This window comes from Paenibacillus silagei (genome assembly GCF_017874735.1).
Lineage (GTDB): Bacteria > Bacillota > Bacilli > Paenibacillales > Paenibacillaceae > Paenibacillus_AQ > Paenibacillus_AQ silagei.
On sequence record NZ_JAGGLV010000001.1, the window covers coordinates 30,681 to 44,244 of the forward strand.

General features: G+C 43.4%; 8 protein-coding genes. 2 read left to right on the forward strand and 6 right to left on the reverse strand.

Features of this window, described 5'->3' with window-relative positions:
* Nucleotides 1–6: 6 nt before the first annotated feature.
* Genes J2Z70_RS00140 through J2Z70_RS00155 form a run of 4 tightly spaced genes read right to left on the reverse strand, consistent with a single transcriptional unit; the run spans nucleotide 7 to nucleotide 5,895 of the window.
* Entirely contained in the window at nucleotides 7–2,718 is a 2,712-nt protein-coding gene (locus J2Z70_RS00140; RefSeq protein WP_209868311.1) for a glycosyltransferase, read from the reverse strand.
* Nucleotides 2,719–2,735: 17 nt separating this feature from the next.
* Nucleotides 2,736–3,812: a class I SAM-dependent methyltransferase gene (locus J2Z70_RS00145; RefSeq protein ID WP_209868313.1), complete on the reverse strand. Its 1,077-nt coding sequence runs from the start codon at nucleotides 3,810–3,812 to the stop codon at nucleotides 2,736–2,738.
* Nucleotides 3,812–5,101: an ABC transporter ATP-binding protein gene (locus J2Z70_RS00150; protein WP_209868315.1), complete on the reverse strand. Its 1,290-nt coding sequence runs from the start codon at nucleotides 5,099–5,101 to the stop codon at nucleotides 3,812–3,814. Before J2Z70_RS00150 ends, J2Z70_RS00145 begins: the two co-directional genes overlap by 1 nt.
* 8 nt (nucleotides 5,102–5,109) lie before the next feature.
* Nucleotides 5,110–5,895 (reverse strand): ABC transporter permease, encoded by a 786-nt coding sequence (locus tag J2Z70_RS00155; protein ID WP_209868317.1) that lies wholly within the window; start codon nucleotides 5,893–5,895, stop codon nucleotides 5,110–5,112.
* A 399-nt stretch (nucleotides 5,896–6,294) separates the two neighbouring features.
* On the opposite strand from J2Z70_RS00155, the gene J2Z70_RS00160 reads away from it, so the two are divergent.
* Complete coding sequence (locus J2Z70_RS00160) at nucleotides 6,295–8,802, forward strand: O-antigen ligase family protein (protein WP_245367885.1); 2,508 nt, start codon at nucleotides 6,295–6,297, stop codon at nucleotides 8,800–8,802.
* 48 nt (nucleotides 8,803–8,850) lie between these two features.
* Here J2Z70_RS00160 and galU read toward each other — a convergent pair whose 3' ends face one another.
* Nucleotides 8,851–9,738 (reverse strand): UTP--glucose-1-phosphate uridylyltransferase GalU, encoded by an 888-nt coding sequence (gene galU / locus J2Z70_RS00165; protein WP_076083614.1) that lies wholly within the window; start codon nucleotides 9,736–9,738, stop codon nucleotides 8,851–8,853.
* 187 nt (nucleotides 9,739–9,925) lie between these two features.
* Between galU and J2Z70_RS00170 the strand changes: the two genes are divergently transcribed.
* Nucleotides 9,926–10,759: a hypothetical protein gene (locus J2Z70_RS00170; protein WP_209868320.1), complete on the forward strand. Its 834-nt coding sequence runs from the start codon at nucleotides 9,926–9,928 to the stop codon at nucleotides 10,757–10,759.
* A 185-nt stretch (nucleotides 10,760–10,944) separates the two neighbouring features.
* Here the strand turns inward: J2Z70_RS00170 and J2Z70_RS00175 are convergent, their stop codons facing one another.
* Nucleotides 10,945–13,497: a U32 family peptidase gene (locus J2Z70_RS00175; protein ID WP_209868322.1), complete on the reverse strand. Its 2,553-nt coding sequence runs from the start codon at nucleotides 13,495–13,497 to the stop codon at nucleotides 10,945–10,947.
* Nucleotides 13,498–13,564 lie beyond the last annotated feature (67 nt).

Here is a 13,564-nt window from a genome sequence, read left to right on the forward strand (position 1 = left end):
TTTTAACTATTGTTGTAAAACAACTTGTTTATCAAGTAAAGGTTCAAGACCTGCCACTTCCATTCCACTAACTAATTGGTTAGGAGAGTACGCAGATAAAAATACATATTCATTGTCTGAACTCAATTTATGATACTCCAATTGTCCCGCATAAATAATTGAATTGAACTTGATATTATCAAACAAATCTAATCGATTGGTTATATATATGTCATCACTTAACTTCCTTACCCCCGCAAATGCAACGGAATTATACGTATGAACATATACGATTACCATTTTTCCATCGCTAGCCATTGTTTTGGCAAGACTTTCAGCACCGTTAACAGCCCTTTTACTAGACCAATTAGAATCTCCCAGAATTAAAACAGAAGATTTTTTCAAGTTCTTCATAACAACACCAACACTTTTGTTATCAAAGCAATTAAAGAAGATAGTTCTAGGGTTCTTTGGATATTCCCATTGCCTATTCCACTTTGACTCGAAATACCCTTTGTTTGTTTCCCAAACTTCATTGTACTTAACAGAGTCAATTTTTTTAAAACTTGCACTTCCGTGATGGTATACAAAAGCATCTTGTACAACTACCAGTTTATAACCTAAGGTCTTCACCTGTTCACAGAAATCATCATCCTCAAACATTCCAATTCCATAATTCAAATCTAATCCACCCAAACGATCATATACATCACGTTGAATAGCAACACAATAAAAGCCTAATAGATCTGTTTCATAATATTGTTGATCATACAACTCGTAGAACTCGCTTAACCACAGCCTATCTGCTCCATTTATTGGGTCTCCTTGAAAAAAGTCTAACATTTGGTCATTACCAACCGAGTTAGAAACTGGGCCAGCCATGCCTATAGTACTATCCATTTTCATAGGTCTAATAAGACGATGAATCCATCCCGGAGACACAATAGTATCATTATTAAGAAGAATAATAAATTCTCCTGTTGCTTCTTTGCAGCCTATTGTATTTCCCCCTGCAAATCCCGTATTTTCAGGTGAAAGTACAATTTTCAAATGAGGGTGCATCAAACGCGCTAATTCTATCCTCGTTTCATCAGTAGACAAATTATCAACGACTATAACTTCTAAATTGGGGTAATCATTATTAAGTAATAAGCTATTCAAACATTGTTTTGTATACGTCCAGTTGTTATACGTAACAATTACAATACTTACTTTAGGGAAAAACCTTGTTTGCATTTCTTCATTTAGAGATTTATACCTAGAATTCCATGTGTTATCCAAAGCGTATTTTTTTCTTTTCTCCACTGTCCTATCATTTGTTTCCTTTAATGCAAGTAGAATAGATCTTTCAAAATCCTCATGAGTATTTGCTAAATATAAATAGTCCGACATTAGTTTTAATTCGGGCAGGTCTGTTGAAACGACTGGCTTTCCAGCTGCTAAATATTCGTATATTTTAACGGGATTAGTAGCCAAGGTTAAATTATTCTTCACAAATGGAATGAGTGCCACATCAAATTGATTCAAATACTTTGGAAGTTCATGATAAGGCATTTCTCCTAAGAATTTCACATTAGAGATGTTATCAGCCCTTGTTGTATCACACCCGAAAGTATCACCAATTAAAATAAAAGTCCAATCTTTATTTTTTTTCGCCAAACTGCAAATAAGATCAATGTCGAACCATTCTGAAATAGCTCCGTAATATCCGATAACACTACCTGAAGGCGCTAATCTTTCTGTCAGAATTTTAGTTTCATCAGAAAAATGTGTATATTCTCCTGCATTTCTAATAAGGACTGTATTATCATTTTCAATACTAATTTTTTCATACAATCTTTGTGAGGAAGCTATGACTAGATCAGCCTTAACCATTAATTGTTTTTCATCAGTGAGCATACTTTTCGAATTTGTAGAAAAACCTTCATGATCGTCCATACAATCGTAAACCACTTTATTTAATGGGATTCCATCTATTAGCGGCTTCCAAAAAGGCAAATCGACAATGGAGACCGTGAACCCGATATCAAACTTTTCCTGAATATATTCTAAGCACCAACCGAGATATAACAAGTCATCCAAATCTTCAATACGATCACGATAAACATTAATCGGGTTTTTCGAACATATTTGTACAGTCCAAACGTTTTTCCTAACCTCTATAACTGTTATCTCTTTTGAGACTTCTTCATAGGTAAGATTACCTTTCAATAGAGGGATAATGTCAACGGAGAGATAAAAAACTCTATGCCCAGACTCTGCAAATTGAACTGATAATTGTTGAGGACGTTGCCATCTAAAATCCCAGTTAATAACGGGGAATCGAAAAATATCGTAAGATTTAGGAACATCAAAAGTAATGAAACTCCCCTCATACTTTAACTCAGAGGTATATTTTGAAGAGTTTGACGCTTTCTTTTTTTCTTTAATTTCATACATTTCTATTTTTTCGGATTGAATAGGTGAAAATTTACTTAATGAATATTCAATAGGAATAGCTTTTTTAGTAATTTTTTTTTGTACCCAAGATATGAACTTTCTCTTTTCAGTCCGGTCACCCTTTAGGAACTGTTCGTTCACCCTTCTCAAAAGACACATTAACTTCCATGCCTTAGTTGACTCAAGTAAAGAGAGTTGGTTTTTGAGCGTTTTTATGGTTTTCATATTAATTTCATTAGCAATTTTGCTGTTTTGCAATTCACTTTCCATCTCTTCAATTTCTTGAGGAATAATACCCATTAAAATATAGCCACCTTTCAATCAATCCCCAAATTGTTTGGATTAACTTGATCTCTTTTTTCAACTTCGCTTTTTAAAATTTCAATCCATTTATTTTTTTCTTCAATTTCAGCTTTTAAAAACAATGTAGCCTGATCTCTTTTTTCAACTTCATCTTTCAAAATCTTAATCCATTTATCTTTTTCCATAGTTTCGTTTAATAATCCTACTGAATTTTCTTCCCTTTTGTTTACTTCATCTTGCAATATAGCGATCCATTTATCCTTTTCTATCAATTCATTTCTTAAATCCAGGACTCCTTGATCTCGCAGTTCAATCTCTTCTTTTAACTTACCTATCCATTCTTTTAAAGTTTGATTCTCTTCATTTATAATTTTGTTAGCTTCATCTCTTTTTTTAATATCTTCGTTCAACTTCGTCACGAAGTCTTCTTCTTCGTTGACCGCCTCATCCATTTGAGGATTATATATTTCCAAGTTTAGTTCACTCAATATTTTAGAGTCCTTCTTAGTAAATACAATTAATAATTGTTTACCTGGCCAATATTCGGGATTACTATTAACTACTTTAAAATAACTCATGATAAACGAATTAATTTCCAAAGGAAAAGTCCCATATTCAAATGTATAAAAATGTTCTTTAATTCTATTTTTCTCTTGAAAAGGCACCATGACAATTAGCATTTCATTTGTAAATTCTAATATTTTCTGTACCCATTCAAGGGGATTGGTATAATGCTCCAAACAATTAGAAGTAAAAATAACATCGAACTTCTTACCGTACTCTTCAAGTGCCCCATCATAAAAAGTATACTTTGGATAGTTTTCTCTAGCTTTACGAATAGCTGATTTAGAGAAGTCCAAACCACTCACGTGAAACTCTGGGAAATAACTGCCTATAACATCAACTCCGTCACCCTCAGCACAACCCCAATCAAGGAAGGTCAGTTTTTCTTTTTTTATGGTGTTTATTAGAGAACTTGGCAGCAGCCTTAATGCGAGATTTGTAAAATATTGCGTCTGATTTCTGCCACCCTTCGATTCCCAATCCTCTTCAAATCTTGAGTCCCAGTATTTCTTACTGTTGATCTCCATTATTCTCCCCTGCCTTGTATGAGTTGTAATTTCTGTTGAACTGGCAAATTAAAGAATCCAAACTGTTTTTGGTCATTCATACTTTTGAAATAAACAGCACCTTCAATATAATCAATATATTCAGGTACCTGTTCCTCCCGATTTTCAAGAGCCACATTTAAAATATAATCTGCACTATTAAGCCAGTTATTAAAAATAAACACTGCTTCAAGGTATCTTTCTTTCATAGAATCTTCAAAGATAATCCCATCGGTATCTCGAGTTGTTGATACAATTAAATCCATCCCTTGTACCGATTTAATTGAAAAGGCACAACTAAAAAAATTAACATCCGCTTCTTTAGGAATTTTAAATATTACTCTAACTTTAATTTCCTCTCCTAAGTAGATTAAATCCGTCTCTTTACCTACTTTATTAATTAATGCCGCATAAACAATAGCACCCTGGTCAGATCCCCATCTGTTTACAGCATTGAAGTCACTTTTTTCAACCTCAATCTCTTCAATCGGTTCCAGTACATTGTTTTCAATTATAGATGTTTCTTTATAATCAATTGTATTCATAAATTCGACATAGCGAGAAGTAACTTCTACTGTATCACCTATCATTTTTAATTCGCCTTCATTGATCCATACGGCTCGATCACAAAATTGACGAATGGAATAAACGTCATGACTGACAAATAGAATCGTTACTCCTTTATCTCTGAGTTCTCTAAATTTATTAAAACACTTCGTTTGAAATTTAATATCACCCACCGCTAGAGCTTCGTCAACAATAAGTATTTCGGGTTCAACATTTACTGCAACTGCAAAAGCTAATCTTGCAAACATACCACTAGAATACATTTTCACAGGTTGTTTTATAAATTCGCCAATATCTGCGAATGCTAATATTTGTTCCATTTTAGCGTCTATCTCATTTTTTTTATACCCTAACAATGTGCCATTTAAATAAATATTCTCAATCCCTGTATATTCCATATTAAAACCAGCACCAAGCTCTAATATGGAGGATATCTTATCACTTTTCATTTCAAGAGTTCCAGATGATTGGAGTAACACACCTGTAATTATCTTTAGTAAAGTCGATTTTCCAGAACCATTTTTCCCTACTACCCCTATTGTTTCCCCTTTTTTCACATCAAAACTTATATTATTCAAAGCATAAAATGAATGAGAATATTTTTTCCCGAATGGGTTTAAAGACTCTTTCAACCTGTCTAGCGGTGTATTATATAGTTTATAGGTCTTGGACAAATTTTTTAAAGAAATGATATTATCTGACATAGCTCCTCCTATAAAACATCCGCGAAATGTGGTTTTAGTTTCTTGAAAATCTTTTTTCCCAAAAACAAAAATAATAATGTAACAAACCAGAACCAAGATGACAAAAATGGTTTTTCCCAAAACCAAACATGATTAATAAAAGTATCTCTATACCCTTGAACGATATAATACATAGGATTTAACATTAAAATAGATTTGAAGTTATCAGGAATTTGTTTCATATCCCAAAAAATAGGTGTCAGCCAAAACCCAAATTGAACTACCATTGATATTAGAGGACCAGTATCTTTCAAAAAAACAGAAAGAGCGGAAAAGAGCCATCCTGCGCCTGTTACAAGAACAGTCATAGAAAATAAATAGTAAAGAAATTGAAGATTATAAAAAGAAAAGGAGTAGCCATATAAGAAAAACAGAAGGAAAACAATAAAAATAAAAAACAAATGTACATATAAAGAAGAAATTATTTTCACCAAGGGCAAAAGTTCAACTTTAAATACAACTTTTTTGACTAAAAAATCATTTTCTAGTATGGCTCCAGTAGTTGCATTCAGACTATCAGAAAAGAAAAACCAAGGAACTAATCCCACAGTCAGCCATAAAATATATGGAACATTATTAATTGGCACTGACTTAAACCCTACTTGGAAAACAAACCAAAAAATCAATATAGTTATTGCAGGCTGGATAAAAGCCCAAATAACACCCAGGTACGAGCCTAGGTATTTTTTTTGAAAATCGGTTTTAGAAAGTTCAAATAATAAAGAAGCCGTTGAGCGTAAGTTTTTTTGCTGCATGTTAATTTCAATACTCCTTTTAAGCAAGCTAATAATTTTCACATATAATGTTTGCTGTTTTGATGGTGTTATACTTGGTATAAAAACTTTCGTTATGCTAAAATATTGTCGTACCTACAGATAAAGGAGATTATAAACGTGTCGAAACCAGTATACGGTAAAAATGCGGTTCAGTCGAGAAATGTTGAAAAGATATCCAGTTACACATGGGCGATAGCTATAGGGTTTATTGTTTTTTTGGTCTGGGCCCCGTTTCAAGTAGGATTATTTAATGGGCAGCAGATTGACTTTGAGAAGCCGATCTATCTGTCTTCACTCCTAAGCAGCCTCTTGTTGCTGGTGTGGATAGGTCTATACTTCACCAAGTTCAGACTGGAGGGACAGCGTGATGCGCTGGCTATGGCCTCGCTGCTGTTGCCTGCTACCTACGCGTTGTCGCTTATTGGCGCTGCTTCGCATTATATGGCGATGAATCTGCTGTTTGTACAGAGCATGTATGTCGCAATATTCATTATAGCGTTATATTTGCTCCAGCAAAAGCAACTAAATGTTGTCATTCAAAATGCTATTCTGGCGATTGCTTATTTCATCGTCGGTTTTGGTCTATTGAACTGGCTTGGCAGCTGGAAATTTGCCGGGGGGCTGATAGGCTGGTTCTCCAACACGGTACGTAATGGTAAATACTTGGATGCAGTCATGACGGACTCTAACGGGCTGCGTTTGACCTCCATTTTCCAGTATGCCAATACTTATGCAGCTTTCCTCATGGCCTTCCTGTTCGTGGCGGTGTATGCCCTGGTTCGCTCCAAAAAGTGGTATGGCACGCTGACGCACAGCTTCATGCTGGTGCCAATCATTGTATCTCTGCTGCTGACCTTGTCCCGTGGGGGACTTGTCATGCTGCCTGTAGTGTTCATCCTTCTCCTGCTGTTCCTGAAGCCAGCGCAGCAAATTCTCTGGATTATTCATCTTGCGTTGTCTGGCCTGGCCGCTCTGCTGGTTACTAACCCGCTGACTACTCTTGGAACAGGGCTAAATACTACTTATTCCTCATCAGCAGCACTTAAGGCTTGGGCCTATCTGATTGGAGCCTCGGCAGTAGTTGCCGCACTAGGATGGGTGATTCAACGTTATGTTGCACCATGGCTGCACGGAAAGCTGGGCGGCTCAGAAACCCGCAAATTTACTGGACTATGGATCCCACTCGGCTCAGTCGTAGCTGTAGCTGTCGTTGCATTCCTGCTGATCGGTACCAGCGTCCGCAGTGTATTGCCGGATAACATCGAGACGCGGCTGGAGAACATTAACTTCAAACAGCACAGTGTACTTGAACGGTTCACTTTCTACAAGGATGCCATGAAGGTAGTGAAGGATTATCCTATTCTCGGATCAGGCGGAGGCGGCTGGTCTGCCTTATATGAAGAGTACCAGAACAACCCTTATGTAAGCCGTCAGGTTCATAACTTCTTCCTGCAGTATTTAATCGAAGTCGGGATTGTAGGATTCATTGTGTTTATGGGCTTTATCGGATATATTTTCTTCAAATACATCCGTTCCTATCTGAAGCGTGACAAGGATGAGTTCAATAACGGGTTCTTCTTCTACATTATTGCGCTGTCTATCCTTGTACACAGTCTGCTGGACTTTAATATGAGTTACGCATTCATGGGTATTCTGGTGTTCATTGGTTTGGCTGGTATGGGCGCTGTAATAGAAAACAAACGGCTCCGTCAGAGCTGGAATAACGCCGGCATTCGGATGGGATACATGGCTGTACTGACCATCGGGACGATATTCCTGTTGTTCCTGTCGATCAACTACATCGGGTCCAGCAATGCTGCGCTCAAGGGCAAAAACTTAGTCTCCGTGAGTACTTCCTATGAAGAGATCAAAACTCCTTTGGTCAAAGCATTAGATGCCCGTCCATACCATCCTGAAGCAGCATTATACTTGTCCACTCTTGACATGCAGGTATTCAAGCAAACTCAAGATGAGCAATATCTGGCTGAAGCATCCAGTGTGTTGACACGCGCTCTGAAAGATGAGCCTTACAACAAAAATTTATTAGCTCAATTGGCCAGCTATTACGACCTGAAGGGTCAGCCTGATATGGCACTGGCAGTGTACAGTGACAATGCCTACAAATTCAACTGGGATATCACGTGGTATGAGTCATTGATTAACCGTGCTCAGACACTTGCTGCAGCAGCTAATGAGCAGAAGGATGAGACCAAGAAACAGGAATATCTCACCGCTGGGCTGGATGCATATAAGCATGTGGTGGATGGCGTAGAGCATTTGAAAACCTTGCCGCCTGAGCAGTTGCAGGGACGTCCGTTCTCTGTTACACCTACGATGGCATTGAACGCTGGCAGACTCCAGTTACTAGCAGGCAACAATGAGGCTGCAGTCTCTGCCTTAAAAATGGGCTTCAACGATCAGTACTCTGATGTCATTAATAGCGCAAGCCTCTGGGATACGAACTGGTATAGCTTGCTAATTACACGCGCATACGACCTGGCTCAACAGGCGTACACTCAGAAGAATGATGCCGATAAGACACTGCATTTGGAGATTGGCCAGATAGCCTACAGACAAATAAGCTCAGATCTGCAAGCGAAAAATATTCCACCTGCTATTACGCTCAATGCTGGAAAAATTCAAGTAATGTCTGCACAAGAGCAGGCTCCAGCACTACAGACAGCCATATCTACCCTAAAGTCTGGATTGGGTGAGGATTACAGTGATCCAACTAACCGTGAGATTGCACGTTGGTACTTAGCAGCACTTGCAAAATCAGGAAGCGACCAAGATCAGGTGGTCTACGGAAAACTGATTGCAGCAGATCCTGCAGAAGCTGATCGGGTGAATGAAATTGTTAGCACTAGCTTTAAGAACCTTCAATAACAAAAAAAGCGAGCTACTGTCTGAGTACAGTAGTTCGCTTTTTTAATACTATTTGGTGAACAGCCGTTCTTCCTGCTCAATAACTTCCTTCAGATACTCCAGCAGCCCTTCCTTAAGCTCCTCATGCTGAAGTGCATAATGAATACTTGTCTGGATAAAACCCATCTTCTCGCCGACGTCATGCCGTCTGCCTTCGAAGTCATAAGCAATTATCCGCTCTACTTCACTTAAACGGGAAATCGCATCTGTAAGCTGAATCTCGCCGCCTACACCTACCTGCTGTTCGCCAAGCATATCGAAGATACGCGGAGTCAGGATATACCGTCCCAGAATCGCCAGGTTGGATGGAGCGTCCTCACGCTTAGGCTTTTCTACAAGCCGGTTGGCTTTATATACACGTTCCGCTAATTCAGATCCGTCCACTACCCCGTAACGGGAAACATCCTCCCAAGGTACAGGTTGAACGCCGACGATGGAGGATCTGTACTGTTCGTACACTTCAATCATCTGCTTAAGACAAGGCTTGTTCGACTCCACGATGTCGTCTCCCAGCAGAACCGCAAAGGGCTCGTTACCGATGAACTTCCTGGCGCACCAGATGGCATGTCCGAGGCCGCGCGGTTCTTTTTGACGGATGTAGTGGATGTCGGCCATCTCGGAGGATTTGCGCACCGATTCCAACAGCTCCCACTTCTGCTTTTCTGCCAGATTGAATTCCAGTTCGAATGAATTATCGAAATGGTCTTCGATTGCGCGCTTGCCTTTACCCGTCACAATAATAATATCTTCAATCCCGGAAGCAACAGCTTCTTCAACAATATATTGAATCGTTGGTTTGTCTACGATAGGCAGCATTTCCTTGGGCATCGCTTTGGTCGCGGGCAGGAAGCGGGTTCCCAGACCGGCAGCGGGAATAATCGCTTTACGGATCTTCATCTCATGGCTCCTTTAACAGATATACTCATAATCTCAATTATAACAGTTCCTGCTGATTTTGGGCAGTATACTGAGGCAGGGACAAACAGGGACGAAGATGTCTGGGTGAACGCCCGGCGTTGACGTTCCCAATAGATGTTGATATAACAGCACTATACAGCACTTCCATTCGAAGAGGAGGGTATCCATGTTAGACTTATCCAGTCCGGTATGGCAACAGCTTCACGGCCCTTTCGGCCCGGCTGAAGCGGTCCCCGGGTTACTGCAGCAGTTGCAGAAGGAGTATAGCACCGAGGTTAAAGATGAGCTGTACTGGGAGCACCTGTTCCATCAGGACACGATCTACAGCTGCACCTTTGCCGCAGTGCCTTATTTGTCGCAGCTTGCCAGGCAGTCGGATGACCCCGAAGTAAAACTGGATATTTACGTGAACTGCGGGATCTTCCTGACGAATCAGCTGACAGTGAACAGCGAAAATCTTCCTTCTGAGTTTGTTCACCAGAACCCGCCGCTTGCTGAGGAGCTTGTCCAAGAGATTTATACGGCCTACCTCACTGCTATTGAATACCTGGGCAACCTGTCGGAAGAGATCTTCCGCTATGCGGAATCGACGCAAAAGGATGACCAGGAGAAGCGATACATCCTCGCTGCGGATGCTGCTTACCGGGGAGATCGGGCAGTAGCGGGTATATTGTTGACCTATTCGGAAGGCGATGAATACATGGTCGGATGCCCGAGCTGTTATGAGGAAATGTATATCTGGCCGGATGAGAACAGCCCCGGGATGACCGCCTATTCTGACGACCCGGTATTCAGCGGCAAGGAGAATGGTCAAGCCGTTACGCCTTCCGCGCTTGGCAGCGTCAGTTCGGAAGACAGCCCGTTAGCACGCCTATGGCAAGCAGCTGATGCCGTCAAGAACGGTCAGCTGATGGAGCAATTGCCTTATCTCACCGGAAAGGTGAACTGCCCGGCCTGTGGTGAAGCTCTGGACATCTGGCCGGAGCTGTTGCCGTTGTAAGGGAGCACGGGTGGATAAAAGACTTGGCGGGATAGTTAGGGATACAAAAACAGACCCGGCAGAATCGGGAGCCATCTGATTGGATGGCCTCGGTTTCTGCCGGGCCTGTTATTATGGCCTTAGCTGATTGAGTGCGTGAAACGTGCGAAAACAAGTCCACCCTTGGGGGGATGGGTCTAATTCATTTACTTCGCATTCACCAGTTGTCCGCGCGTAACGCCAAGCTGGTTAGTGGCCTTCAGGCTCTTCCAAACCTGAGTGCCGGAGATTTCGCCACGCAGTGCGCGGCTGTAGAGGCTGATGACCTCTGCTACCTGCTCAGGTGTCTCCTCCAGGAACTCTACGCGGTAAGAAGCGACGCCTAGATCACGGAAGTGATTCAGGTATTCTGCACCGGACTGCTCCACGGCGTTATAGACGGTGTTGCGGCAGCCTTCGTCCACACGGACGGGATGGGACATGCCGATACGGTCCTGCAAGGATGCACGCTGCTCCTCGCAAGGGCGGCCACAGTTCGTGTAATCTGTGCCTTCACTCATGAAGGTGCAGTAGGCACAGTGTTCTGTATGGAACATCGGCAGATGCTGGTGGATGACGACCTCCATGCGGGAGGTGTCGCTGTGCCCCAGCAGATCAACCATCTGCTGAATATTAAGGTCATACGACGGTGTCACCATGTCACAACCTGCGTCCAGGAACAGATCCACGGCTCTGTGATTGGCGATATTCAGCGAGAAATCGCCAATCAGCCGGGGATGCGCAGCCTCCGGGTGCTCCATCCGGTGGCGCAGGTAATAATACAACGCACCGGTGTTGCGGACCAACACAGCATCCGGCTTAAGCCGCAGGATGTTGGCATGGTAGCCGTTCTCGTTCGGCATATGGATGCGCGGGGTGGCCAGCGCAATGCTGGCCCCAGCAGCCCGCACAGCGTCTACTGCCGCCGGGAACTGCTTGATGAACTCGAAATCGGCGTATATATTCGTTACGCCGGCTTCGAGCGCAGCCTGTACCTGCGGCAGGCTGCGGCACAGCGCGGTGAGCTCCGCTTCACCGCTGCCCGCCCCCGCGCCATCTCCTGAGGCGATGGCGCCAGTTGCGGCGCCCCTGCGGGTAGCGCCGCCATAAACCTCTACCTCCCGTTTCACATACACGGGAGGCTTAGGGCGCTCGCCTGCAAGCAGCTCCACCGCCTGGCGGCGGATGCTGTTCAGCTCGCGCATGGGCACGATCACGTCGCCTTGCAGATGCGACTCCAGCGCTTCAAGCTGGAACAGGGTCCCGCCCAGGCGGCCGAATTGTTCTTCCAGCAGCGCGGTATCCATCGGACGCTTCTGCGCTGTCTCCAGCGCGAGCTCCGAATCCACACGGACAGTGACGTTCTTCTGAACGTCCGTCCACCAGGTCGTCAGCTTCTCGCCTACGCAGCCTTGTACTCTCACATGAACTGGGAATACCCGGTACGGCTTCTCAGTCTCGTAGGACTGGCGCAGCGCCTTGTCGAGTGCCGGGTCGTTCGTCTTCCAGATGCGGTCCCCCACATGCAGACGGCGCAGATCTACGTCACTGCGGCCCGGAACAATATCAATGATCCAGCCCTCACCGGCTTCGCCTTCCAGCTTGACGCCCTTGCGGCGCAGATCGTAGACGCGGCCGCCTTCTTCCTTCTTCGTCGGATCTCCGGCGTCGAACACAATGCCGTCTCCGCGTTTAAGCGGAGCATGAATGCGGCAGACCACGCCATCGCGCAGAATCTGCTCCACGGTGCCCAGGTACACTCCCCGGCTCTTGGGGAAGGTGCCATCGACTAATTTCTTATTATTGGTGCCTTCAAGGAAACCGTTCGTGAACCCGCGCGAGAAGCTCTGCTGCAGCTCACGCATATCCTCCTTCGAGGTAGGAGTCCAGTTACCTTCAAAATACTTATCGATCGCCTTACGGTACTTACTGACCACATTAGCGACATACTCCGGGGTTTTGAGCCGGCCTTCGATTTTGAACGAAGTCACTCCGGCTTCAATCAGCTCCGGCATCAGGTCGATGGCAGCAAGATCCTTCGGAGACAGCAGGTAAGTCACATCGCCCATCGGCTTCACTTCACCGTCAATCATCAGATCATACGGCAGACGGCAGGCCTGGGCGCATTCCCCGCGGTTCGCTGAACGTCCGCCCCACATTTCGGAAGTCAGACACTGGCCCGAATAAGATACGCATAGCGCACCATGCACGAACACTTCCATAGGCAGGCGGGCTTGATCGCCAATCGTACGGATCTGCTTGAGATTATTTTCACGCCCGAGTACGACGCGTTCCAGCCCCCACGGCTTCGTGAATTCCACCGCTTCCGGCGAGGTAATCGTCATCTGTGTAGAACCGTGAATCGGGAAGTCCGGAGAGATCTCACGGATCATCTTCACCAGCCCCAAGTCTTGCACGATTACAGCATCTACACCAGCGTCCACACAGGCATCAATCAGTCCCTTGGCATCCGGCAGCTCATTCTCGAACACCAGTATATTAAAGGTCAGGAACCCCTTCACGCCATAGCTGTGCAGAAACGCCATAATCTCCGGCAGCTCGTCCATCCGGAAGTTGTTCGCTCTGGCCCGTGCATTAAATTTCTCTACGCCAAAAAAGACAGCATCCGCCCCGTTCGCCACCGCTGCACGCATGCAGTCCCAATCTCCCGCCGGAGCCAGCAGCTCTACGTCTTCTCTGCGTATTCCTTGCTCTTTCATTTATATCCTCCCAAACCGCCTGATCGGCGGGTCATTTACAGCTTTTTAACTTATTAATTGTATCAAA